Source organism: Streptomyces glaucus (genome assembly GCF_039533365.1).
Lineage (GTDB): Bacteria > Actinomycetota > Actinomycetes > Streptomycetales > Streptomycetaceae > Streptomyces > Streptomyces glaucus.
Map to the genome: position 1 here is coordinate 1 of NZ_BAAATK010000032.1, position 24556 is coordinate 24556.

General features: G+C 72.4%; 22 protein-coding genes and 2 tRNA genes. 18 read left to right on the forward strand and 6 right to left on the reverse strand.

The features are described 5' to 3' along the window. The first annotated feature begins 234 nt into the window (after positions 1-234). From ABD363_RS22040 to ABD363_RS22050, 3 genes are all read left to right on the forward strand, one after another. Positions 235-1275: a chorismate-binding protein gene (locus ABD363_RS22040; RefSeq protein ID WP_344606254.1), complete on the forward strand. Its 1041-nt coding sequence runs from the start codon at positions 235-237 to the stop codon at positions 1273-1275. A 122-nt stretch (positions 1276-1397) separates the two neighbouring features. After that, the gene (locus ABD363_RS22045) at positions 1398-2219 is read left to right on the forward strand and encodes an aminotransferase class IV (protein WP_344606256.1); all 822 of its coding nucleotides are present in this window, start codon (positions 1398-1400) and stop codon (positions 2217-2219) included. 69 nt (positions 2220-2288) lie between these two features. Then, entirely contained in the window at positions 2289-3113 is an 825-nt protein-coding gene (locus tag ABD363_RS22050; protein ID WP_344606258.1) for a GNAT family N-acetyltransferase, read from the forward strand. Between the two features lie 10 nt (positions 3114-3123). Here the strand turns inward: ABD363_RS22050 and ABD363_RS22055 are convergent, their stop codons facing one another. Next, positions 3124-3648 (reverse strand): DsbA family protein, encoded by a 525-nt coding sequence (locus ABD363_RS22055; RefSeq protein WP_344606260.1) that lies wholly within the window; start codon positions 3646-3648, stop codon positions 3124-3126. A 206-nt stretch (positions 3649-3854) separates the two neighbouring features. Here ABD363_RS22055 and ABD363_RS22060 point away from each other — a divergent pair, with 206 nt between their 5' ends. Next, positions 3855-4295: a hypothetical protein gene (locus ABD363_RS22060; protein ID WP_344606262.1), complete on the forward strand. Its 441-nt coding sequence runs from the start codon at positions 3855-3857 to the stop codon at positions 4293-4295. A gap of 182 nt (positions 4296-4477) precedes the next feature. Then, positions 4478-4651, forward strand: a complete 174-nt coding sequence (locus ABD363_RS22065) for a hypothetical protein (RefSeq protein ID WP_344606264.1) — start codon at positions 4478-4480, stop codon at positions 4649-4651. 112 nt (positions 4652-4763) lie between these two features. Here ABD363_RS22065 and ABD363_RS22070 read toward each other — a convergent pair whose 3' ends face one another. After that, a complete protein-coding gene (locus tag ABD363_RS22070) occupies positions 4764-5324 on the reverse strand; it encodes a CGNR zinc finger domain-containing protein (RefSeq protein WP_344606266.1) in 561 nt (186 codons plus the stop codon). Between the two features lie 267 nt (positions 5325-5591). Then, positions 5592-6005 carry an SsgA family sporulation/cell division regulator gene (locus tag ABD363_RS22075; protein ID WP_004002642.1) on the reverse strand — a complete coding sequence of 138 codons (414 nt, stop codon included), beginning with the start codon at positions 6003-6005 and terminating at the stop codon, positions 5592-5594. 191 nt (positions 6006-6196) lie between these two features. On the opposite strand from ABD363_RS22075, the gene ABD363_RS22080 reads away from it, so the two are divergent. The 9 genes from ABD363_RS22080 to ABD363_RS22120 all read left to right on the forward strand — a co-directional run bounded on the left by ABD363_RS22080 (position 6197) and on the right by ABD363_RS22120 (position 14680). After that, complete coding sequence (locus ABD363_RS22080) at positions 6197-6649, forward strand: TIGR02611 family protein (RefSeq protein WP_344606268.1); 453 nt, start codon at positions 6197-6199, stop codon at positions 6647-6649. A 76-nt stretch (positions 6650-6725) separates the two neighbouring features. Continuing rightward, positions 6726-6797, forward strand: a tRNA-Val gene (locus ABD363_RS22085). A gap of 429 nt (positions 6798-7226) precedes the next feature. Then, entirely contained in the window at positions 7227-8516 is a 1290-nt protein-coding gene (locus ABD363_RS22090; protein ID WP_344606270.1) for an ABC transporter substrate-binding protein, read from the forward strand. After that, the gene (locus ABD363_RS22095) at positions 8516-9517 is read left to right on the forward strand and encodes a carbohydrate ABC transporter permease (RefSeq protein ID WP_344606272.1); all 1002 of its coding nucleotides are present in this window, start codon (positions 8516-8518) and stop codon (positions 9515-9517) included. Before ABD363_RS22090 ends, ABD363_RS22095 begins: the two co-directional genes overlap by 1 nt. After that, positions 9514-10428 carry a carbohydrate ABC transporter permease gene (locus ABD363_RS22100; RefSeq protein ID WP_344606274.1) on the forward strand — a complete coding sequence of 305 codons (915 nt, stop codon included), beginning with the start codon at positions 9514-9516 and terminating at the stop codon, positions 10426-10428. The genes ABD363_RS22095 and ABD363_RS22100 overlap by 4 nt, the downstream gene beginning before the upstream one ends. Before the next feature lie 12 nt (positions 10429-10440). Beyond that, positions 10441-11040, forward strand: a complete 600-nt coding sequence (locus ABD363_RS22105; RefSeq protein WP_344606276.1) for a hypothetical protein — start codon at positions 10441-10443, stop codon at positions 11038-11040. A 118-nt stretch (positions 11041-11158) separates the two neighbouring features. Next, positions 11159-13900, forward strand: a complete 2742-nt coding sequence (locus ABD363_RS22110; protein WP_344606278.1) for an exo-rhamnogalacturonan lyase family protein — start codon at positions 11159-11161, stop codon at positions 13898-13900. 210 nt (positions 13901-14110) lie between these two features. Continuing rightward, positions 14111-14569: an SRPBCC family protein gene (locus tag ABD363_RS22115; RefSeq protein ID WP_344606280.1), complete on the forward strand. Its 459-nt coding sequence runs from the start codon at positions 14111-14113 to the stop codon at positions 14567-14569. A 39-nt stretch (positions 14570-14608) separates the two neighbouring features. Next, positions 14609-14680 (forward strand) — tRNA-Val (locus tag ABD363_RS22120). A 127-nt stretch (positions 14681-14807) separates the two neighbouring features. Here ABD363_RS22120 and ABD363_RS22125 read toward each other — a convergent pair. Then, positions 14808-15533 (reverse strand): 3'-5' exonuclease, encoded by a 726-nt coding sequence (locus ABD363_RS22125; RefSeq protein ID WP_344606282.1) that lies wholly within the window; start codon positions 15531-15533, stop codon positions 14808-14810. Between the two features lie 169 nt (positions 15534-15702). Here ABD363_RS22125 and ABD363_RS22130 point away from each other — a divergent pair, with 169 nt between their 5' ends. The 4 genes from ABD363_RS22130 to ABD363_RS22145 all read left to right on the forward strand — a co-directional run bounded on the left by ABD363_RS22130 (position 15703) and on the right by ABD363_RS22145 (position 20200). Beyond that, the gene (locus ABD363_RS22130) at positions 15703-16269 is read left to right on the forward strand and encodes a DUF4365 domain-containing protein (protein WP_344606284.1); all 567 of its coding nucleotides are present in this window, start codon (positions 15703-15705) and stop codon (positions 16267-16269) included. Then, complete coding sequence (locus ABD363_RS22135) at positions 16266-17492, forward strand: hypothetical protein (protein WP_344606286.1); 1227 nt, start codon at positions 16266-16268, stop codon at positions 17490-17492. The genes ABD363_RS22130 and ABD363_RS22135 overlap by 4 nt, the downstream gene beginning before the upstream one ends. Before the next feature lie 93 nt (positions 17493-17585). Next, entirely contained in the window at positions 17586-19562 is a 1977-nt protein-coding gene (thrS, locus tag ABD363_RS22140) for a threonine--tRNA ligase (protein WP_344606288.1), read from the forward strand. Between the two features lie 77 nt (positions 19563-19639). Then, the gene (locus tag ABD363_RS22145; RefSeq protein WP_344606290.1) at positions 19640-20200 is read left to right on the forward strand and encodes an HIT family protein; all 561 of its coding nucleotides are present in this window, start codon (positions 19640-19642) and stop codon (positions 20198-20200) included. Positions 20201-20314: 114 nt separating this feature from the next. Here ABD363_RS22145 and ABD363_RS22150 read toward each other — a convergent pair whose 3' ends face one another. Together ABD363_RS22150 and ABD363_RS22155 are read right to left on the reverse strand one after the other, a co-directional pair. Next, positions 20315-21976 carry a hypothetical protein gene (locus ABD363_RS22150; RefSeq protein WP_344606292.1) on the reverse strand — a complete coding sequence of 554 codons (1662 nt, stop codon included), beginning with the start codon at positions 21974-21976 and terminating at the stop codon, positions 20315-20317. A gap of 246 nt (positions 21977-22222) precedes the next feature. Further along, positions 22223-24421, reverse strand: a complete 2199-nt coding sequence (locus ABD363_RS22155) for an elongation factor G-like protein EF-G2 (RefSeq protein ID WP_344606294.1) — start codon at positions 24419-24421, stop codon at positions 22223-22225. Positions 24422-24556: the final 135 nt, after the last annotated feature.

Consider the following 24556-nt stretch of genomic DNA (forward strand, 5'->3'; position numbering starts at 1 on the left):
AACTCGCGACCTCAACCTTGGCAAGGTTGCGCTCTACCAACTGAGCTACGTCCGCTTGTCGTTTCCGGTCCGCTCCCGCGTCCCGGCGACGTGTTGAACTCTAGCGGATTCCGGGGCCAGTACAAAAACGCGTTTGCGCAGCGTGCCGCCCTGCGCCTGGTCACGGAGGCGACCGGGGCCCCGGAGGGGACGCGCGCGGGTCGTCCCGCAGGCGCCGGTCCTAGACTCGACCGCGTGTCCGACCTGCCTCCTCTCGCCCGCTTCGGCGACCGCGTCGCCACCGGTCTCCTCGATGTCACGAGCGATCCCGAGGCCCTGGACTCCAGTGGTTTCTGGGCCGTGTGCGCGGACTTCGAGGGCGGCCTGACCTGCGCGCGCTTCCGGGACGTGCGCCAGGAGCCGGTGCCCGCGCCCGTGCCGGGCCGGTGGCGGGGGCCGGGCGTCGGCGACTGGACGTCCTCGCTCGACCGCGCCGCGTACACGGCGGCCGTGCGGCGCATCCGCGAGCACATCGCGGCCGGCGAGGTCTACCAGGCGAACCTCTGCCGGGTGCTCTCCGCGCCCCTCCCGCCCGGCGCCGACGTGGACGCCCTGACCGCCCTGCTGGCGCGCGGCAACCCCGCGCCGTATGCAGGAACGATTCGCCTGCCCCGGCACGGAGTGGAGACGGCGACCGCGTCGCCGGAGCTGTTCCTGCGGCGCGCCGGGCGGGCCGTGGAGTCGGGGCCGATCAAGGGCACCGGGCGTACCGAGGCGGACCTGCTGGAGAAGGACTACGCCGAGAACGTGATGATCGTGGACCTGGTCCGCAACGACATCGGGCGGGTCTGCGCCACCGGCAGCGTGACCGTGCCCGACCTGTGCGTCGTGGAGAAGCACCCGGGCCTCGTACACCTGGTGTCCACGGTCCGCGGGGAGCTGCGGGCCGGCGCCGGCTGGCCGGAGCTGCTCGCCGCCGCCTTCCCGCCCGGCTCGGTCACCGGTGCGCCCAAGTCGAGTGCCCTCGGGATCATCGCGGCCCTGGAGACGGCGCCCCGGGGGCCGTACTGCGGGGGCATCGGCTGGGTCGACGCCGACCGGCGGACCGGCGAGCTGGCCGTCGGCATCCGCACCTTCTGGATCGACCGCGCGGAGGGCGCGCTGCGCTTCGGCACCGGCGCCGGCATCACCTGGGGATCCGACCCCGAGGGGGAGTGGCGGGAGACCGAGCTGAAGGCGTCGCGGCTGCTCGCGGTAGCGTCGGGAACATACGAGGTGAGTGAAGGGACCCCCTGAGGTGCCGTGCTCCTCCGCGCGCCGTGCGCTCCGGAGGACGCCGCGGCGCACGGTGGCTCCGCCGCCGGCCGGACCCCCGGCCGGTGTGGCGCACCCGGCACGGAGTTGCGAGGTAGAGAGCAGTGAAGCTTTGGCTCGACGGCGGGCTGCGGGACATCGAGTCCGCCCGCGTCTCCGCCTTCGACCACGGACTGACCGTGGGCGACGGCATCTTCGAGACGGTGAAGGCGGTGGACGGCAGGCCGTTCGCGCTCACCCGCCACCTCGACCGGCTGACCCGTTCGGCGCGCGGCCTCGGCCTGCCCGACCCCGATCTCGACGAGATCCGCCGGGCCTGCGCCGCCGTCCTGGAGGCCAACCCGATGCCGCTCGGCCGGCTGCGCATCACCTACACCGGCGGCCAGGGCCCGCTCGGCTCCGACCGCGGCGACCACGGCCCGACCCTCCTGGTCGCCCTCGGCGAGACCACCCGCCGCCCCGACACCACGGCCGTCGTCACGGTCCCCTGGACCCGCAACGAACGCGGCGCGCTCACCGGCCTGAAGACCACCTCCTACGCGGAGAACGTCGTCGCGCTCGCCCGGGCCCACCGGCAGGGTGCCTCCGAGGCGCTGTTCGGCAACACGGTGGGGCAGCTGTGCGAGGGCACCGGGTCGAACGTCTTCGTCGTCCTCGACGGCGAGATCCACACCCCGCCCCTGGCCTCCGGCTGTCTCGCGGGCGTCACCCGGGCCCTGACCGTCGAGTGGACCGGCGCCCGGGAGACGGACCTCCCGCTGGACGTCCTGCGGGAGGCCGACGAGGTCTTCCTGACGTCCACGCTGCGGGACGTCCAGGCCGTGCACCGGGTCGACGACCGCGACCTGCCGGACGCACCCGGCCCGGTGACCGCCAAGGCGATGCGGATCTTCGAGGAGCGGGCGGCGGGCGACCTCGATCCGTGAGCGGCCCGATCCGCGGGAGGCGGGGACATCCGGCTGACCCGGGGCGCGGCAGCGGGTAGAACACTCCTGATGACCACGACCCTGCGGCCGACCGAGCCGCTTCAGCAGCACGCCGACGGGACGCGCTCACGCCGTTACCAGGTGTGCGTGAACAGCCGTCCCGTCGGCGCCGTGCACCTCGGCACGCATCCCGTCTTCGGCGACGCCGTGGCCCGGATCCTGGATCTGCGGATCGAGGAGCCGGACCGGCGGCGGGGCCGGGGCACGGTGGCCGCGCTGGCCGCGGAGGAGGTGGCGCGCGGCTGGGGCTGCCGGCGCATCGAGGCGACGGTCCCCGCCGACGCCGGGCCGGCCCTGCGCCTCGCCACGGCGCTCGGCTACGTCGTGCGCAACCGCGGCATGGAGAAGCCGCTCGGCGACGCCCCGCCCGCCCTGCCCGCGGGCAGCCGGGCGCGGCCCATGACGGACGCGGAGTTCGGCCCCTGGCTGGCGCGCGGCAAGGAGGACTACGCCCGCGACTGGAGCGACCGCGGCGTGCCCGAGGCCGAGGCCCGCGCCAAGGCGGAGCGGGACCACGCCACCCTGCTGCCCGGCGGCCGGGCCACACCGGGCATGCTCTTCAGCGTCCTGGAGCACGCGGGCACACCGGTGGGCACGCTGTGGCTGGCGGTGCGCGAGGAGAACGCCTTCGTCTTCGACGTCGAGACCGGCGCCGCCCACCGCGGCCGGGGGCACGGGCGCTCGCTCATGCTGCTGGCCGAGGCCCAGGCGATCACCGCGGGCAGGCGGACCATCGGCCTCAACGTCTTCGCGGGAAACACCCCCGCCGAGCGGCTCTACGAGTCGCTCGGCTACGGAACGACGCAGTACAGCCTGTACAAGCCGCTGCTGTAGCGGCCCGGGGTCAGCCGGTCGGCCCGGCCAGCAGCCGGTCCGCGATCTCCTCGACGCGCTCGCGCAGGCCCTCCTGGCTCCTGCCGCCGTCGAGGCGCTCGCCGCCGATGACGTACGTCGGGGTGCCGGTCACCCCGATCGCCCTGCCCTCGGCCTGGTCGGCGTCGACGACCAGGATGTGCCGGCCGTCGATCAGCGCGGTGTCGACCTCCTCGGCGTCCAGGCCGAGTTCCCGGGCCACCTCGACCAGGAAGGGCTCCCCCTTGCGGTCCAGCTCCTCGACCCGGCCCAGTACGGCCTCGACGTACTCCCAGCCCCGGCCCTGCTCCAGGGCCTCCTCGGCGGCCTGCGCGGCGGCGAAGGCGTGCTTGTGCTTCTCCAGCGGGAAGTGCCGCAGCCGCAGCTCCAGCCGGTCGCCGTAGCGGGCCCGCAGGGCACGGAGGTCGTCCAGGGCGGTGCGGCAGTCCGGGCACTGCAGTTCGCACCACACGTCGAGAACGGGGACGGCGGGACGGGCGGGGGAGGAGTCGCTCATGCGCCCAGTCTCCCAGTCCCGGCGCCGGCGGCCCAAACGGGACCCCGCCCGGCGCGGTCGCACGGCGGGCACCGGTACCCGCGGAGGAGCCGGCCCGGAGATGTCCCTGATGTCCGGCCGGGGCATGGCCGGGCGGACCCGGGGCGGTGCAGGATGGAGAGGGACGAAGCGTCCCCTGCCCGAGCGCGCCCCGCCTGGAGGACCGGATGATTGCCGAGACCGTCTGCTCCGCCGTGTCCGCGGCCGGCCTGGGCATCGCGGCGGTCACCGCGTACCGCCGGCGCTTCCTGACCGCGGCCCGCATCGCCGCCTACGCGCTGGTCCCGCTCGGCCTGGTGCTGACCGGCGTCGTCGACTGGCTGGCCGGCACCGCCTTCAGCCCCACCGCCTGGGCGGGCTTCGGGCTGCTCGGCGCCGCCTGGCTGCTGTTCGCCACGACCCGCGCCGTGGAGCGCCGCCGCGGCGGCACCCGCAGGGAGCGCAGGGCGGCCCGGGCGGACGCCCGGGGCGACGCGGTGGGCCCGGCGGCCTCGGCGCCCTCCCTGGGATCCGGCTCCCGGCCGACGGCCGGGCCCGCGGGCGCGTCCCGCGCCGCCGAGGACGACTTCAGCGACATCGAGGCCATCCTGAAGAAGCACGGCATATGAGGAAGCGCGACGTCGAGGGGCCCTCGCGGTTCCGCCCCGGCGGACCGGGACGACGCAGTGATCCCTGGGCGCGCGGAAACGATCACAACCCGAAAAGGACAACACGGAAAACAGCGAAGTACCGCTCGTCAGGGGTGTATTGATCGCGTCGGGTGCGCCGGCTGCGCCATCATCGCCGCGAGATGCTGGACACGACACAGAGCGACACCGCGCCGACACGGGAAGAACCGCAGGAAGAGCCGGACGAGCCGCGCGGTTGCCTCTTCGCCCTTTCCCAGCCACCGCTGATGATCTTCCTTGCGGTGATCGGGTGTCTGCTGCTCATGGCCGCGTTGCACGATCTGCTGCTGCTGTGAGCCGTACCCGCGCTCCCCGGCGCCATCCGCCGGGGACCGCGCGGACACGGGCGTCCGGTCCGCGGACCGGCGGGGGAGCGCGGCCACCGGTGTCCGCGAACGCCGGGGCGGGTCAGCCCGCCGCCTCCTTGCGGCGCGCCCGGTACGCGGCCACGTGCAGACGGTTGCCGCACGTACGGCTGTCGCAGTAGCGCCGCGACCGGTTGCGGGAGAGGTCGACGAAGGCGCGCCGGCAGTCGGGGGCCTCGCAGCGCCGCAGCCGTTCCCGCTCTCCGGCGACCACGAAGAACGCCAGGGCCATTCCGCAGTCGGCGGCCAGATGATCGGCGACGGACGCGCCGGGCGCGAAGTAGTGCACGTGCCAGTCGTAGCCGTCGTGGTCCGTGAGCCGGGGCGTGGTGCCCGCGGCGGCCACCAGTTCGTTGATCAGCCCGGCGGCGGTCCGCGTGTCCGGGGCCGCGAAGACCGCGGCGAACCGCCCGCGCACCGCGCGCACCGCCGAGAGGTCGGACTCGGAGAGCACCCCGACATCGCTGATTTCGTGCGTGCGTACGAATTTCTCCAGGGCCGTCACGTCCGGCAGCCCGTCCGGCGTCGTGTCGTCCTCCGGTGCGGTGTTCACCAGATCGACCACGGTGTCGAGGGCGCACCGGGTGTCGTGGGTGATCAGCACGATTCGCTCCCTGGCCTGGGGGGTCGGGCGGGCGCCCGCCGATGCTGGCCGATGGTAGTGGCTCCCGCATGCGGCGTTACCGCTTCGGCCCGTGACTGCCGGTACAACGGCACCGGCGGCGCCGGGGTTCCCGTTCGCGCGCAGGCGTCCGGCACCGCCCCGCGGAGGCCCGCGGCGACGGCGCCGGTGTGTGCCGTATGCGGTTGTCCCGGCCCGGACCGTCACCCCGAGTCGACGGCGCCGGGCGGCTTCGCGAGGAGCTGCGGCCTAACTTTCCGCCAGGATGTGCGAGAGCTCCTGGTCCAGATCGAAGTGCCGGTGCTCCGTGCCGGGAGGCACGGCGGCGTCGGTCCGCTTCAGGAAGGACTCCAGGGCCCGTGCCGGGGCTTCGAGCAGGGCCTCTCCCTCCGGGGAGCTCAGGGCGATGCACACGACGCCCTGGCCGTGGCTGCGCGACGGCCAGACGCGGACGTCGCCGGTGCCCGTGGGGCGATGCAGCCCCTCGGCGAGGAGGTCGCGGGCGAACACCCACTCGACGGTCTCCTCGGCTCCGGTGTGGAAGGTGGCGTGCACGGCGTAGGGGTCGGCCGTGTCGTACCGCAGGCCTGCGGGGACAGGCAGGGAGGACTCGCTCGACACAACGAGGCGCAGGTGCAGCTCGCAGCTGACCGTGGTGTTCATAAGCGCCAGGGCCTTTCGCTCAGTGTGCGCTCGGGGATTCGCACGTCGGCGAAATCGACATGCCACCTACAGTGCCGTTGTAAACCCCTCTGAGTGTTTTGGGTGCCTTTACGTAACTCTTCCGGCCGAGGGATCGTTGTCGGGGTGCGGTCATTCCGGCGGCTCGTCTGCCTCGGGTAGGGTTTGGCCGTATGAATACGGGGAGTGACGAGCCGGGCGAGGTAGCCGTGGCATCCGACGAGACCAGGACGGACGGGGCGCACAGCGAGCAGGGGCTCGGCTCCAGGGCGCCGGAATTCATCAAGGCCCGCCGCGTGCTGCACCTGAGCTGGCAGGTCGGCGTGTTCGTCGTCGGGCTCGCGGTCGTGGGCGCGGGCATCGTCATGCTGCCGCTGCCCGGACCGGGCTGGGTCGTGATCTTCGGCGGCATGGCGATCTGGGCGACCGAGTTCGTCTGGGCCCAGATCGTCCTGCGCTGGACCAAGCGCAAGGTCACCGAGGCGGCACAGCGCGCCCTCGATCCCCGGGTGCGCCGCCGCAACATCATCCTGACGACGATCGGCCTGGTGATCATCGCCGTCATCGGCGGCGTCTACGTCTGGAAGTTCGGCATCGTCATGCCCTGGAAGATCGAGGACCAGTGACCCGCGGCGGGGTGCGCGCCCGGCCGGCGCCGGTCACGGGCACCCCCTGACATGGGGTAATGTTCTTCCTGAGCCCGGGCGATTAGCTCAGTGGGAGAGCGCTTCGTTCACACCGAAGAGGTCACTGGTTCGAACCCAGTATCGCCCACCCGGACCGGCGGCCCGCCTGCGACTGCGCAGGCGGGCCGCCGTCGTTCGGAGAGCGGGCCGGCGCCGCCGTCCCGGCGGGTGACCGGACGGGGCCGCGGTGCGGGCCGGGCGCGCGCCGCGGGGCCTGTGCCGTCCGGGCCGGCGGAGCCCGCCACTTCCCGCCCGTCTTCATCCAACCGTGACCTTCCCCGGCGCGCGTCCCGCAGTGTCCACCGGTGTTCGGCCGGTCGATCACGGCGTTCCTACCTGCGCACTCCCGCCCGGGCGGCCGAGTCGGAGCGGACGGCCGGCCTCCGCTGCCCGGCCGCGCCGCCCATGAATTCCTGTCCGAATCATTGACGTCCCCGTAGGGCCTACGTAACTTGTGCCAGCAAGCGCTTACTTGAAACGATTCATGGGGCGAACGCAACGTCGCGGGGAGGCTCACATGCAGCAGGGCAGGAATGTTGAGAGGCGGACAGTCCTCAAAGCGGCCGGGGCCTCGCTGGCCGTCGCCGGACTGGGCGCGACGGCCACGGCCTGCGGTGGTGGCAGCGGCTCGGGAGACGGGACGGTGACGATCCGTTACGCCTGGTGGGGCGCCCAGGACCGGGCCGAGCGCATCAACAGGACCATCGCGCTCTTCGAGAAGAAGTTCCCGAAGATCAAGGTGAAAACCGACTTCCAGCCGTACCTCGACTTCTGGAAGAAGTTCAACACCCAGGCCTCCGGCGGGAATCCGCCGGACGTCTTCCAGAACGCCATCGGATTCCTGCGCAAATACGACGCCAAGAACGTTCTGCTCGATCTCGGCGAGCAGGTGAAGGCGGGCAATCTCTCCATGGAGGGCTTCCGGGCGGGCCTGGAGAAGTTCGGCGAGATCGACGGCAAGCTCCTCGGCGTTCCCGTCGGCTCCAACTCGATGGCCCTGGTCATCGACAAGCCCGTCTACACCAGGGCCGGCGTGAAGCCCGAGATGGGCTGGACGTGGGACGACTTCGACGAGGCGATGAAAAAGATCCGCGACAGGACCGGGCGCGCCGGCGACAGCGGCATGTACGGCGTCATGTACCTCTACGACCTCTACCTCCGGCAGAACGGCAAGGCGTTCTTCACCGAGAAGGGCCTCGGCTTCACCGAGGCGGACCTGACGGACTGGTGGACCAAGGCCGAGAAGGGCGTGCGGGCCGGGCTGTACGCCGACGCCAGGAAGGTCGCCCAGATCAAGCCCAAGTCGGCCCTCTCCGCCGAGCTCGCGGGCAGCGAGTTCACCTGGGACAACTTCACCGTCCGCTACACCTCCGAGGGCAAGAGCGAGTACGGCCTCGCGCCCATCCCGACCACGGACGGCAAGAAGACCGGCCAGTACCTCGGCTCCCTGATGCTCAGCGCCTCCAGGCGCACCCAGCACCCCGAGGAAGTCGCCCAGTTCATCGACTTCATGGTCCACGACCCCGAGGTCGCCAAGATCATGGGCTACGACCGCGGCGTGCCGGCGACGCAGGCCCAGTACGACGCGTACCGGCCCACCGATCCGGTCAACCAGGCGATCGCCGCCTACGAGGAGTCCCTCGTCGAGGCGGGCGTCCTGGAGACCATCACCCCGCATCCGGCCGGCGCCGACATCTGCGAGGCCGCCTTCCTGCGCATCGCGGAGGAACTGGCCCTCGGCAAGCGGTCCGTGGACGACGCCGTCAAGCAGTTCTTCACCGAGTCGAAGACGGCTCTCGGCAGCTGATGGGAACCGCCGTGACACACGCCCCTGCGATGGAGGACCTGACCGAGGACTCCGAGCCGCGGCACGGTCCGGTGAACTCCGCGGGCTCCGCCGCCCTGAAGCGGCGGGGCCGCCGGGAGAACCTGGCCGGCTACCTGTTCATGTCCCCCTGGATCGCCGGGTTCCTGCTGCTGACGGCGGGCCCGATGGCGGCCTCCCTCTACTTCGCGTTCACCGACTACAACCTGTTCGACGCCCCCCGGTGGATCGGCCTGGACAACTTCTCCGAGATGTTCGCCGACCCGCGCTGGCGGCACTCGGTGCGGGTGACGCTGTGGTACGTCGTGGTCGGCACGCCGATCAAGCTGATCCTCGCCCTCGGCGTGGCGCTGCTGCTGGCCCAGAAGCGGCGCGGCCAGGCCTTCTACCGGGCCGCGTTCTACGCGCCGTCGCTGATCGGCGCGAGCGTGTCCATCGCCATCGTCTGGAAGGCGATCTTCTCGGACGACGCGGCCGTCGACCGCGCGCAGCGGTTCCTCGGGTTCGACGCCGGCGGCTGGGCCGGCGACCCGGACATGATCATCTACAGCCTCGTGGCGCTCACCGTCTGGCAGTTCGGCGCCCCCATGGTCATCTTCCTGGCGGGACTCAAGCAGGTGCCGCGCGAGCTGTACGAGGCGGCCGACGTGGACGGGGCCGGCAAGCTGCGGCAGTTCTGGAACATCACGCTGCCGATGATCTCCCCGGTCCTCTTCTTCAACGTCCTGCTGGAGACGATCCACTCCTTCCAGATCTTCAGCTCGGCGTACATCGTCGGCGGGGGCGCCGGAGGCAACGCCTGCGGTCCGGCGGACGGCTCGATGGTCTACACCTGCTACCTCTACGTCCAGGGCTTCGAGAACAGCCGGATGGGCCTGGCCTCCGCCATGGCGTGGATGCTGCTGATCGCCGTGGCGCTGGTGACCGCGGTGCTGTTCTGGTCCCAGAAGCGCTGGGTGCACTACGAGGAGGACGCCCGATGAGCTCCCCCGGTCTCTCGACCCCGATCGATCGGGGGACGCCCCCGGCGGCCCGGCCCGCGGGGGGCGGCGCCCTGCGCCGCCGGCTGCCCGGGTCGCTCGCCTGGCACCTCGGCGCGCTGGCCCTCCTCGCGGTGATCCTCTACCCGGTGCTGTGGGTCGTCGGCGGCTCCTTCAAGAGGAGCGAGGACATCGTCGGCAGCCTGGACCTCTTCCCGGGCGATCCCATCACCGACAACTACACGCGCCTGACCGAGGGCATCGCGGACGTCCCGGTCTCCACCTTCTTCATGAACTCGCTGTTCCTGGCCGGTGGTTCGGTGGTCGGCATCCTGTTGTCCTGCTCGCTGACGGCCTACGCCTTCGCGAAGATCAGGTTCGCGGGCCGGAACCTGCTGTTCACGTTGATGATCGGCACCCTCCTGCTGCCGTACCACGTGCTGCTGATCCCTCAGTACGTGCTGTTCCGCAACATGGAGATGATCAACACCTACACCCCGCTCCTGATCGGCAAGTACCTGGCCACGGAAGCGTTCTTCGTGTTCCTGATGGTCCAGTTCATGCGCAACCTGCCCAGGGAGCTGGACGAGGCGGCCCGCCTCGACGGCTGCGGGCACTTCCGCATCTACTGGTCGATCGTGCTCCCGCTGAGCCGGCCCGCCCTGATCACCAGCGCGATCTTCACCTTCATCAACGCCTGGAACGACTTCATGGGCCCGCTGATCTACCTCAACGAGCCCGACAAGTACACGGTCTCGCTGGGCCTGAAGATGTTCGTGGACCAGGATGCCGTGGCCGACTACGGCGGCATGATCGCCATGTCGCTGGTCGCCCTGCTGCCGGTCCTGGCCTTCTTCCTGGCCTTCCAGCGCTACCTGATCGACGGCATGGCGACCTCCGGTCTGAAGGGCTGAGGTGACCCGGCCATGAGGCGGACACGCGTCGAGGACCGTACCGGACGGGGGGAGTCGCTGCTCGCCGAGCGGTTCGCCCTGTTCGCCGAGTGCCTGCTCACCGGGGTGTGGATCGCGGTGGCCTCCCTCGGCGTGGTCACCTGGCCCGCCGCGGCCGCCGCCGGCGCCCGGCACCTGCGGCGGCGCGCCGCCCACGAGGGCGGCGGCTGGCGCGAGTTCGCCGCCGACTTCCGGTCGGCCGCGCGCCGCGGCTGGCTCGTCGGGCTGGCCGGCTGGGCCGCCGCGGCCGCCGTGTGGGTGGACGTGCAGGCCGTGCGGGCCGGTCTGCCGGGCGGCCCGCTGGTGGGCGCCGTCGGACTGTCCGCCCTGATCGGCGCGGCCGTCGCCGTGCTGCGCGCGGCGGCCGTCTGGCGGCCCGGCGCCTCCTGGCGGTCGCTGCTCGCCGGTGCCGGGCGGCGGACCGTGCTCGACCCGGCCGGCTCCTTCCTGATCGTCGGCGGGCTGGCCGTGGTGGTCTGCTCCGCCTGGATCGTGGCGCCGCTGGCGGTCCCCGTGCTGGGGGCCGTCGCGGCGGCGGCCGTCGCCGTGGAGGAGCGGTACCGGCACCGCTGACGGCCGGCGCCCCGCAAACGGGGCCGGCGCCTCCGGGCGTCGCGCCTCTTCCTGTCATGCCCCTGACCATCTCGGTACGGAACGCTTCCCGCACGGACGAGGAAAGGCTGGATCCCCCATGTCCCCCATCCCCCGCAGATCCCTCCTCAAGGCGGCCGCCGCCGCCGGAGCCGCCGCCCAGTTCAGCTGGGCGCTGGGAGCGCGGAACGCCCAGGCCGCGCCCGCGGCCGGGACCGCCGACGCCGACCCGGTGACCCTGGACTGGCTGGAGGAGGGCGGCCTGGGCGCCGCCCCCGGCTCCACCGTCGGCGTGCCCTGGCCCAAGGGCGCGTACCGGGAGGACCAGACGTTCGCGCTGACGGACGCGGACGGCAAGGCCGTGCCCGTGCAGTCCTGGCCGCTCGCGTACTGGCCGGATGGCTCCCTGAAGTGGACCGCGCACGCCGTCGGTTCGGGCGCCGGCAAGCTCACCCTGACCGCCGGGACCCCGGCCGCGCCCGAGAAGAAGGTCACGGTCGACAGCGGCGGAGGCGCCGTCACCGTCTCGACCGGCGTCATCACCGTGCGGATCGGCAAGTCGGGCACCACCCTCGTCAAGTCGGTCACCCGCGGCTCCACCGAGATCGCCAGGAACGGACGGCTGGTGCTGCTGCGCCAGCCGGAGTTCGAGGACGGCGACCAGACGGCGGTGAGGACCGAGCGCTTCGACGGCGCGATCTCGGAGGTGAAGGTCGAGCAGGAGGGCCCGGTCCGCGCGGTCGTCCGCGTCGACGGCAAGCACCGCAAGGGCGACCGGAGCTGGCTGCCGTTCTCCGTGCGCCTCTACTTCTACGCGGGCGCCGACTCCTTCCGCATGGTGCACACCATCACCTACGACGGCACCCAGGAACCCGGCAAGGCGAGCGGCGACTTCATCCGCGGCCTCGGCGTCCGCTTCACCGTGCCGATGCGGGACGAGTCCTACGACCGGCACATCCGCATCGGCGGCGAGGGCACCGGCCTGCTGCGCGAGGCCGTCAAGGGCATCACGGGCCTGCGCCGCGACCCCGGGGCGGCCGTCCAGGCGGCCCAGTTCGAGGGCAGGAAGCTGCCCGACCCGGCCAGCTGGGACCAGCGGGTCACCATCCGCCTGCAGTACATCCCCGAGTGGGGCGACTACACCCTCTCCCAGCTGTCCGCCGACGGCTTCACGGTGCGCAAGCGCACCGAGAAGGGCTACGGCTGGATCCCCGCGGGCGGCGGCCGGCGCGCCTCCGGCTTCGGCTACGTCGGCGGCGCGAGCGGCGGATTCTCCTTCGGCCTGCGCGACTTCTGGGAGAAGTTCCCCGCCCAGCTCGACATCCGCGGCGCCCACACCGACGAGGCCGAGGTCACCCTCTGGCTCTGGTCGCCCGAGGCGCTCCCCATGGACCTGCGCTTCTACCACGACGGCATGGGCCAGGACACCTACGCCGAACAGCTCGAGGGCCTCAACATCACCTACGAGGACTACGAACCCGGCTTCGGCACCCCGTACGGCATCGCCCGCACCTCCGAACTCCTCTTCTGGGCCAACGAGTCCACGCCCGGCGCGGAGCAGCTCGCCGAGCAGGTCCGGGCCGTGCGCGTGCTCCCGCAGCTCGCCGCCCCGCCCAAGCAGCTCATCCAGGCCAAGGTGTTCGGCCCCGGCCTGTTCGCCGAGCCCGACCGCTCCACCCCGGCCAAGGCGAGGATCGAGGACCACCTCGACTTCCTCTTCACCTACTACAAGGACCAGGTGGAGCAGCGCCGCTGGTACGGCTTCTGGGACTACGGCGACATCATGCACACCTACGACACGGCCCGGCACCAGTGGCGCTACGACGTCGGCGGCTACGCCTGGGACAACTCGGAGCTGTCGCCGGACCTGTGGCTGTGGTACGCCTACCTGCGCTCCGGCCGCGCGGACATCTTCCGCTTCGCCGAGGCGATGACCCGGCACACCGGCGAGGTCGACGTCTACCACATCGGCGAGTGGGCCGGCCTCGGCACCCGGCACGGCGTGCAGCACTTCGCGGACAGCGCCAAGCAGCAGCGCATCGCCAACACCACCTACCGCCGCTTCTACTACTTCCTCACCGCCGACGAACGCGTCGGCGACCTCATGCACGCCAACGTCGACTCCGACGAGACGTTCCTGGTGCTCGACCCGCAGCGCAAGGTCCGCCCCGACCCGGACTACCAGCCCGACCCGCACGCCCTGTCCATCGGCTTCGGCACGGACTGGTCCGGCCTGGTCTCGGCGTGGCTGACCGAGTGGGAGCGCCGGGGCCCCAAGTGGGAGAAGGCCAGGGCGCGCGTGCTGTCGACGATGGAGACCATCGCCGCCCAGCCCAACGGCTTCGTGCAGGGCAGCGGCCTGTACGACCTGGACACGGGCAGGTTCGCCGTCGCGGACCAGCCGGCGGTGTCCGTCTCCCACCTCTCGGCGGTCTTCGGCCTCAACGAGCTGTGCGCCGAACTGATCGACCTCGTCGACATGCCGGAGTTCAAGGAGGCGTACCTCGACTACTGCCGCTACTTCAACGCCACCAAGGCCGAGCAGGCGGCCCGCTACGGCAGCAACTTCGGCTCGCTGATCCTCTTCCAGGGCCACTCGCGCCTCGACGCCTACGCCGCCGTCCAGACCGGCGACGAGAAGCTCGCCGAGCGGGCGTGGGACAAGTTCTACAACTCCGACGGCTACCGGGAGTCCGCCCCCTGGAAGACGGAGCAGATCAGCGGTCCGGTCGCGCTGGTGCCCGGCAGCGAGGCCCCCTGGGTGTCCACCAACGACACCGCGCTGTACGGCCTCGCCGCCATCGAGAACCTGGCGCTGCTCGGCGACAGGATGCCGTCGTAGCCCACCGGTCCGGCTTCCCCGCTGTCTCCCGCCCGTGCCTCGCCCCGGGCGGGGACAGCGGCAGCCCGGCGAGGACGGGAGGCCCCCGGCGGAGCCACGTCCGGCCGGGCGGCCGGCCGCACCGCACGCGCCCCGGCGGGCGCGTGCGGTGCGGATCGGGACGGCGGCGGGGACCGGCATGCGGTCCCCGCCCGCGGGCACACTCCGTCCATGGACTGGACCCACTACCGCTTCCGCAGCCTGTGGTCCCTGCCCGCACCGCCCGACGCCGTCTACGACGTGCTGCAACGACCCGAGGACTACCCCCGCTGGTGGCCCCAGGTGCGCGAGGTGACCCGGCTCGACGACACCACCGGGACCGTCCGGATCCGCTCCTTCCTCCCCTACGACATGATCTTCACCGCGCGCGGGATCCGACGCGATCCGGTGGCCGGGATCCTGGAGATCGCCCTGTCCGGCGACATCGAGGGCTCGGCGCGCTGGGCCGTCACCCCGCGCGGCACCGGCAGCCTCGCCCGCTACGACCAGGTCGTCGACGTGACCAAACCGCTGCTCAGGCGGTTCGCGGTGCCGGGACGCCCGCTGTTTCGCGCCAACCACCGGCTGATGATGCGGGCCGGGCGGCGCGGGCTAGCACGCCACCTGGAGCACGGCCGGCAAGCGGTTTGAAGGAAGCCCGCGAAGACCTGTATTGTTCAATGCGTTCCCGGGCGATTAGCTCAGCGGGAGAGCGCTTCGTTCACACCGAAGAGGTCACTGGTTCGATCCCAGTATCGCCCACGTCCACGAGAGCGACGCGGTCCGCAGACAGTGCGGACCGCGTCGCTCTCGTCGTGTCCGGCGCGGTTGCGCCGCACGGAGCGAGGATCCCGCCCCGCACCTCCGCCGCCGGCCCGAGCCGCCTGGTTCAGGCAGCCGCCGGCAGGTCCGGCCGCAGCGGCCACGCCGGGTCCACCGGCTCCTCCGAACCGTTGAGCGCGAACCACGCCTGAAGCCCCCGCGCCTGCGCCGCGTGCCACACCGCCTGCAGCGTGTGCAGCTCGGCGGGGGACAGCCGCTCCAGCCGGGACGCGAAACGCCGCCCCACCGCCCGTACCACGTTCAGCGCGGCCAGCGCGTCGGCCGCCGCGTCGTGCGCCTCCTCCAGCGGCACCCCGTAGTGCGCGCACAGGTCGGTGAGGGTGCGGCGCCCCTTGCGGTAGCGGTCCAGATGCTTGTCGAGCACCCGCGGATCCAGGACGCGCAGCGGCGTCGCCTCGAACCAGCGGCCCAGGGACGAGGCGCGGTGCCGGCGCAACTCCCGGTCGAGCAGCGTGAGATCGAACGGCGCGTTCATCACCACCACCGGACGTCCCGCGGCGGCCTGCTCGGCCAGCGCCTCCGCTATCTCGTACATCACCGGCGCCGGCCAGCGGCCGTTGCGCTGCAGATGCTCCTCCGTCAGCCCGTGCACCGCCGTCGCCGCCTCGGGCACCGGCACGCCCGGATCGACCAGCCAGCGGCTCACCCGCGGCCGCAGACCCGGCGCGTCCTGGACGACGACGGCGGCCGACACGATCCGGTCGGCCTCGACGTCCACACCCGTGGTCTCCGTGTCGAACGCGGCCAAGGGCCCCTCGTACCAGCACGTCATACCGACCAACTCCTCGATCCACCAGGGCGGCTGACGTCCCGTCGCCTGCCCGCTCCGGTGATACCCGGCCTGTTTGCGCCGTACGCCGGAAGGACACAACAGGAACAACGGGTCTTTCCGCCTCAAGGGCCCGCGACGGGGATCTGCTTGTTCCGGAAGGCTGTCCGTCATGTCCATCGCGCAGCCCGAACGGGGCGGGCTGCTGCCCGGGTGTCCGGCACCCTCCCGCGGCACGCTCGCCACCACCGCCTGCATGGAGACGCTCCAGGTCGGCTATCTGCACGCCGTCGCGGCGGCCGCCGGCTGCTCGCTGTCCCAGCCGTTCCCGGACAACGGCATCGACTGGCACGTCAGCCACAGCGCACCCGGCCACACGGTCGACGACGAGGTCACCGTCAAGGTGCAGCTCAAGGCGACGTACCAGGTCCCGCCGAACCCGCCGGGCCGCTTCTTCTCCTTCACGCTCGACAACGAGCACCTGGCGAAGCTCGCCCGCACCCCGGTCTCGGTGCACAAGATCCTCGTCGTGATGCTCGTCCCCCGCTCGCGGGACGACTGGCTGCGGGCCGGCCACGACCGGCTCGACCTGCGGCACTGCTGCTACTGGACCAACCTCGCCGGACACCCGGTCACGGGCCGGCGCCGCACCACCGTGCGGATACCGACCTCGCACATCTTCGACGACCGGGCGCTGTGCGGGATCATGACGCGGGTCGGGACGGGAGGGACACCGTGACGCACCGCCCGACCGGGGAACCCCTGCGGCCCGTGCGGCCGCGCCCCGCCGACGCCGCCCGGCCCGGCCCGCCGCCCGAGCCCGGCCAGGTCGACCCGGCCGTGCTCGGCGCCCTGCTGCACCGGCACGGCTGGCAGCGGCGCGGCGGCGCCGCCGGACGCTACGGCCGCTGGACCCCGCCGGGGCCGGGCGGCGGCGGCACGAGCCTGCTGGTGCCCGAGACCCGGGCCTTCCCCGACAGCGACGACCTGCTCGGCGAGGCCCTGCACGCCCTGGCCCGCAGCGGCACGCCCGCCGCGCGCGAGATCCTGGTCGCCCTCGCCGTGCCCGGCGACGAGATCCGCTGGTGGCGGGACGTCCCCGGCGGCCCCGGCGACACCGTCCCCTGGACCGTGGAGGAGCAGCTGCGCTCCGCCGCCCGCCGGACGCTGCTCGCCGCGGCGCTGGCCGTCCGCGCGCGGGCCGGCTACCACGGCGCCCGGCACCGCCGCTTCGCCGCCGCGATGCTCCAGGACGTCCTGGTCGACCCCGCCCCCGGCGGACGCCGCCTGACCGCGTTCGTGCCGGCCGCCACCGGCCGCCCCCTCGCCGTGCGCCTGCACCACGCCCTGCACGCCGCCCGCGAGGCCGTCGACCACCGGCGGGCCGGCGGCGGCCCGGACGCCTTCGACTCGGCCGTCCGGGCCGGCGTCAGCCACGAGCTCACCGGGGCCCTCGTCGCCCTGGTGCGCGGCACCGAGGGCGCCCGGATCGCCGTCGCGTGGGCCCCGGCGGCCGGCGTCCCCCCGGGCTGCGCGGCCGCCGGGCCCGTCGAGTTCTCCCCCGGCGACCTGCCCGCGCTGCGCGAGGCCGGGGACCGCTACCGGCGGGCCGAGCCGTCCGTGCCGGTGCGGATCACCGGCACGGTGGTGCGGATGCGCAGGTCCCAGCCGTACGGCGCGGGCACCGTACGGCTGCGGGTGCTCACCGGGGCCGACGTCCCGCACGTGCGGGTCACCCTCGACGAGGAGGCGTACCGGATCGCCGGGCACGCGCACCTGGCCGGGCTGCCGGTGCGGGTGCGGGGCCGGCTGGAGAGCCGGGGCGGCTTCCGCCGGCTCACCGGCGCCTCGGAGGTCGTGCCGGTGCGGGTCGACGACGCCGAGCGGGACCGGCTGATGAAGTCGCTGCGGGAGACCGCGGGGGTCGCGGACTTCTTCGAGGAGGCGTGCGGCGAGGAATGATTTCGCGGTGAAGGGGCCCGGGTCGGTACGATCGCCCTCATGCGCGCGCTCCGGTATGGCGCCGCGAACCCACCCTTCAGTCAGGAGAGACCGGTGTCAGACGTCCGTGTGATCATCCAACGCGATTCCGAGCGGGAAGAACGCGTGGTGACGACGGGCACTACGGCCGCCGACCTCTTCGCCGGCGAGCGCTCGGTCGTCGCCGCGCGCGTGGGCGGCGAGCTCAGGGACCTGTCGTACGTGCTCTCCGACGGGGACGAGGTGGAGGGCGTCGAGATCTCCTCCGAGGACGGCCTGAACATCCTGCGCCACTCCACCGCGCACGTCATGGCGCAGGCCGTGCAGGAGCTGTTTCCCGAGGCCAAGCTGGGCATCGGCCCGCCGGTCAAGGACGGCTTCTACTACGACTTCGACGTCGACAGGCCGTTCACGCCCGAGGATCTCAAGGCCATCGAGAAGAAGATGCAGGAGATCGTCAAGCGCGGCCAGCGCTTCGCGCGGCGCGTGGTGACCGACGAGCAGGCCCGCGAGGAACTGGCGGACGAGCCGTACAAGCTGGAACTGATCGGCCTCAAGGGCTCCGCCTCCGGCGAGGACGGCGCCGACGTCGAGGTCGGCGCCGGCGAGCTGACGATCTACGACAACCTGGACGGCAAGACCGGCGAGCTGTGCTGGAAGGACCTCTGCCGCGGTCCGCACCTGCCCTCCACCCGCCTCGTCCCGGCGTTCAAGCTGATGCGCAACGCGGCCGCCTACTGGCGCGGCAGCGAGAAGAACCCCATGCTCCAGCGCATCTACGGCACCGCCTGGCCGTCCAAGGACGAGCTGAAGCAGTACCTGGACTTCCTCGCCGAGGCCGAGAAGCGCGACCACCGCAAGCTGGGCAGCGAGCTGGACCTGTTCTCCATCCCGGAGCAGATCGGCTCCGGCCTCGCCGTCTTCCACCCCAAGGGCGGCATCGTCCGCCGGGTCATGGAGGACTACTCGCGGCGCCGCCACGAGGAGGAGGGCTACGAGTTCGTCTACACCCCGCACGCCACCAAGGGGAAGCTCTTCGAGACCTCGGGCCACCTGGACTGGTACGCCGACGGCATGTACCCGCCCATGCAGCTCGACGAGGGCGTGGACTACTACCTCAAGCCCATGAACTGCCCGATGCACAACCTGATCTTCGACGCGCGCGGCCGGTCCTACCGCGAACTGCCGCTGCGCCTGTTCGAGTTCGGGACCGTGTACCGGTACGAGAAGTCGGGCGTCGTGCACGGCCTGACCCGCGCGCGCGGCTTCACCCAGGACGACGCGCACATCTACTGCACCCGCGAGCAGATGTCGGACGAGCTCGACAAGACGCTCACCTTCGTGCTGAACCTGCTGCGCGACTACGGCCTGACCGACTTCTACCTGGAGCTGTCCACCAAGGACCCGGAGAAGTTCGTCGGCTCCGACGAGGCCTGGGAGGAGGCCACCGAGACGCTGCGCCAGGTCGCCGAGAAGCAGGGCCTGCCGCTGGTCCCGGACCCGGGCGGCGCCGCCTTCTACGGCCCGAAGATCTCCGTGCAGGCCAAGGACGCCATCGGCCGCACCTGGCAGATGTCGACCATCCAGCTCGACTTCAACCTGCCGGAGCGCTTCGACCTGGAGTACACCGCCGCCGACGGCTCCAAGCAGCGCCCGGTCATGATCCACCGCGCGCTGTTCGGCTCCATCGAGCGCTTCTTCGCCGTGCTGCTGGAGCACTACGCGGGCGCCTTCCCCGCCTGGCTCGCCCCGGTCCAGGCGATCGGCATCCCGATCGGCGACGCGCACGTCGAGTACCTGGAGAAGTTCGCCGCGGCGGCGAGGAAGAAGGGCCTGCGGGTCGAGGTCGACTCCTCCTCGGACCGCATGCAGAAGAAGATCCGCAACGCCCAGAAGCAGAAGGTGCCCTTCATGGTCATCGCGGGCGACGAGGACATGTCGAACGGCTCGGTGTCCTTCCGCTACCGCGACGGCTCGCAGGAGAACGGCATCCCGTTCGACGAGGCCATCGCGAAGATCGCGCAGGTCGTCGAGGAGCGGGCCCAGGTCTGATCACACCGCTGATCGCACGCGGCGAAGGCCCCCGGGATCTCCTGGGGGCCTTTGCCGCGCCCCCGCGGCGAAGCCATATGCTGCACTGCATGACGAGTGAGCCGGAGCAGCAGCTGGGAGTGGGGACGCAGGACGCGTTCCAGCGTCTGTGGACGCCCCACCGGATGGCCTACATCCAGGGCGAGAACAAGCCGAGCGGCCCCGGGGCCGGCGACGGATGTCCCTTCTGCTCGATCCCGGCCAAGTCCGACGAGGACGGGCTGATCGTCAAACGCGGCGAGCAGGTGTACGCGGTGCTCAACCTGTACCCGTACACCGGCGGCCATCTGATGACCGTGCCCTACCGCCACGTCGCCGACTACACCGACCTGACCGGGGCGGAGACCGCGGAACTCGCCGAGCTGACCAAGCAGGCGATGACGGCGCTGCGCACCGCGTCCGGCGCGCACGGCTTCAACATCGGCATGAACCAGGGCACGGTGGCCGGCGCGGGCATCGCCGCCCACCTGCACCAGCACATCGTGCCGCGCTGGGGCGGTGACACGAACTTCATGCCGGTCGTCGGTCACACGAGGGTGCTGCCGCAACTGCTGGCCGACACCCGCGAGATGCTGGCGGAGGCGTGGCCGGCGGCGTGACCGCCGGGCGGACCCGGCCCCGGGGCCGGGCCCGCCCGGGCCGGAAGGCGGCCCGGGGGCGCGGTCTCGGGCCGGCTCTCCCGGGAGCCGCCCGCACGGTCACCCGCCGGGGGACTACGCGTCGTACAGGTCGGCCTTCCTCGGCGCCGGGTCCTGCACCTGGGTGCTGAGGAACGCCGACCGCGCGCCGAACTTCTCCGTGTCCACGCCGTTCTCCTTCAGCACCTTGATCGCCGCGGTGTGCACCACCCGCAGCACCGGCGTGGCGGCGCGCAGCGCGTCGTCGGCCATGAACCGGTGCCGCCACGGCTGGTCCGCCCACGCGTGCCGCAGACCGAACGGCTCCGGCAGGGCGATCGTCCCGCCCAGCCAGTTCAGCAGCGGCGGGTACCAGGTCAGCGGCGCGCGCACCGCGAGCCGCACGACCTCGTTGGTGGTCACCAGCGGCAGCTTCACCGTGCGCGTCTCCCACGGCTTGAACGACTTGGTGACCTCCTTCGACGGCGCCTCCGGCTTGGAGGTGAACAGACCGTTCACGGGGCCCAGGGCATGGCCGGTGACCTCGATCCGCAGGGTCGCGTGCAGCACGGTCACCGTGATCAGCATCGTGATGACCAGCTGTCCGTCCCACAGCGTCCACTGCACGCCCAGATAGTGCCGGTCGCCCGCGCCGAACTGCTGCTTGTTGCAGATCTCCTGTATGGCGTGCGGCTTGACCTGGTAGGCCTCGACGTCGGTGCCCTCCGGCCGGGACACCGCCGAGGCGTTCTCCCCGATCGGGGTGACGATCCAGTGCCGTATCGACGGGGTGGGGAAGCCGCCGGTGTTCAGCGGGCCCCGCTCCAGCATCCGCAGCTGGTCGTGGATGGACCGTACGACGTCCCAGCTGCGGAACGGGTGGATCTCCCGGGCGGGGTCGGCGGGCACCAGCTCCTCGGCCAGCTGCCAGCTGCCCCAGCGGGTGCCCATGCCGAGTATGCCCTTGGGCCCGGCGTAGAAGACGGAGTTGGACTGCTGCTCGGCGCTGAGCTCGGCCAGGGACCGGCGCAGCTGCTCGGCCGCGGTCGCGTTCGGGCCGGTCGGCACCGTCTCGGGGACCTTGGCGCCGACGCTGCTGCCGGACAGCAGGCTGTCCCAGCGCTCCCGCAGGTCCCGCGCCGTGCGCTCGCAGATCTGCTTGGCCCCGAACCAGCCGACCACGGGCATCACCACCGCCGCGCGCGCGTACCAGCCCCAGAAGCCGCCGAAGGGCATCCGGACCAGGAAGAGCACGGCCAGGGCGCCGACCGCGACGAGCAGGACGGTGCCGAACGCCCCAGCCTGCCGGTTCTCGGACTTGGCGACGGTGGCGCGGATCTGGAAGACCAACAGCCAGGCCAGCAGGCCCGGCAGGAACAGCAGACCGCACACCACCATGACGGCGGTCAGCTTGTTGTCGCGCTCCCGGCGGATGCGGTTGGCCGCCAGGCAGTGCTCCACGACCACCTGCGGCTCGGCGCCGAAGGACTGGATGAGGGGCTTGCGGCCACTGCCCAGCATCCGGTCCACCACCGCGCGGGAGAAGGCCTCGCCGAGATTGGGCCGGAAGATCGTGGCCCAGGGCCGGCCCGGCTTGACGGTCGTCTGATGCCAGTCGTTGTCCGCCTTCTTGATCTCCTCGACCGGGCCGTCCCGGTAGGCCGCCGACGCCAGCGCGAGGGTCGGCGTCTGCCCCCCGTCCCCCGTGCGCGGCACCTGTGGCCCGAAGATGTCCGCATAGCCGCTCTCAACGGTCATGTCCGCCCCCGATCGCCGCCACTGTCGCTTTGCGGCCTTCCCGACTTCCTTGCTCCGCACACCTGTTGATCAGGTCATCAGGGTAGCCCTCGGCACCGGCATCCGTCGGCGGACGGCCGAAGCCGCCCGCCGGACGGAGGGGAGCGCTCCGCGCACGGGCCGCTCACCGGCGCGCACACGGCACTCGACGACGCGCGCGCACCACGGGCGGGCGCCCGCACACCGTGTGCGGGCGCCCGGCACCGACTACGCGGCGGCGTGCTCCTTCTGCCGCATCCTCTCCGCGATCTGCGGCGGCATCGGTTCGTGCCGGGCGTACCGGCGGCTGAAGCGCGCCGTGCCGTGCGAGAGGGAACGCAGGTCGACGGCGTACCGGCCGATCTCGATCTCGGGCACCTCGGCCCGGATCAGCGTGCGCCCGCCGGGCGTCTGCTCGGTGCCGAGCAGCCGGCCGCGCCGTCCCGACAGGTCGCTCATCACGGCGCCCACGTAGTCGTCGCCGACCAGCACGCTCACCTCGGCCACCGGTTCCAGCAGATGGATCCGCGCGCCCGCCGCGGCCTCCCGCAGCGCCAGCGCCCCGGCCGTCTGGAAGGCGGCGTCGGAGGAGTCCACGGAGTGCGCCTTGCCGTCCACCAGGGTGACCCGCACGTCGACCAGCGGGTGGCCCGCGGCGACCCCCCTGGCGGCCTGGGCCCGCACCCCCTTCTCGACCGACGGGACGAACTGCCGCGGCACCGCGCCGCCGACCACCCGGTCCACGAACTCGATGCCCGAGCCGGCCGGCAGCGGCTCCACCTCGATCTCGCAGATGGCGTACTGGCCGTGCCCGCCGGACTGCTTGACGTGCCGCCCGCGCCCGGCGGACCTCTCCGCGAACGTCTCCCGCAGGGCGACCCGGTGCGGGACGACGTCGACCTGGACGCCGTACCGGCTGCGCAGCCGTTCCAGGGCGACGTCGGCGTGGGCCTCGCCCAGGCACCACAGGACCACCTGACGGGTGTCCTGGTTCTGCTCCAGCCGCATCGTCGGGTCCTCGGCGACCAGCCGGGCCAGGCCCTGGGAGAGCTTGTCCTCGTCCGGCTTGCTGTGCGCCTGGATGGCGAGCGGCAGCAGCGGGTCGGGCATCTCCCACGGCTCCATGAGCAGCGGGTCGTCCCTGGCGGAGAGGGTGTCCCCGGTCTCCGCGCGGCCCAGCTTCGCCACGCACGCCAGATCGCCCGCGATGACGTGCGACACCGGGCGCTGCACCTTGCCGAACGGCGTGGACAGCGCGCCGATCCGCTCGTCCACGTCGTGGTCCTCGTGCCCGCGGTCGGCCAGCCCGTGCCCGGACACGTGCACCGTCTGGTCGGCGCGCAGGGTGCCGGAGAAGACGCGGACGAGCGAGATCCGGCCGACGTACGGGTCGGACGAGGTCTTCACGACCTCCGCGACCAGCGGCCCGTCCGGATCGCACGGCGCCGGCTCGCGCGGCCTGCCGTCGAGCGTCGTCACCCGGGGCGCCTCGTGCTCCAGCGGCGTCGGGAAGGCGCCGGTGATCAGCTCGAGCAGCTCGACCGTGCCGAGTCCCTGCCGGGCGCCCTCGGCCGCGGGGGCGGCGGCCAGGACGGGGAAGAAGACCCCGCGCGCCACGGCTCGCTCCAGGTCCTCGATCAGCGTCCCGACGTCGACCTGCTCGCCGCCGAGGTAGCGGTCCATGAGGGTCTCGTCCTCGCTCTCCGAGATGATCCCCTCGATCAGCCGGTTGCGGGCCTCCTCGATCCGCGGCAGCTGGTCCTCGCCGGGCTCGGACTCCTTGCGCTCGCCGGTCGAGTAGTCGAACAGCTTCTGCGACAGCAGTCCGACCAGCCCGGTCACGGGCGCGTGCCCGTCGGGCGCCTGCGGGCCGTGCAGCGGCAGGTACAGCGGGAGCACGGCGTCGGGGTCGTCCGCGCCGAAGGTCTCGGCGCAGATCCGCGTCATCTCCTCGAAGTCCGCGCGTGCGGCCTCCAGGTGCGTGACGACGATCGCCCGGGGCATGCCGACGGCCGCGCACTCGTCCCACACCATGCGGGTCGAGCCGTCCACGCCGTCGGAGGCCGAGACGACGAAGAGGGCCGCGTCCGCCGCGCGCAGACCGGCCCTGAGCTCCCCGACGAAGTCGGCGTATCCGGGGGTGTCCAGAAGGTTGATCTTGGTGCCGTCCCAGTCGACGGGCACCAGGGAGAGCTGCACGGAGCGCTGCTGCCGGTGCTCGATCTCGTCGTAGTCGGAGACGCAGCCGCCGTCCTCCACGCGGCCCGCCCGGTTCACCGCTCCCGCCGTCAGGGCGAGAGCCTCCACCAGTGTCGTCTTGCCCGAACCGGAGTGGCCGACCAGCACCACGTTCCGTACGGACTGGGGATGGTCGGCCGCCTGTGCCCTGCCGGCGGCTCCGGGGTGGGTGTGTGCCTTGTCGCCCATGATCCTGCCTCCCGTGCGCGGTGAGGTCACTGTGGGCGCGGACACGCGGGGGCCGCCTGCGGGGCGGCTCCGGCGACGCCCGCGGTGTCCTTCGAGCTTTCCACTCCCGTCACGGTGCGTCCATACGAAGGCCCC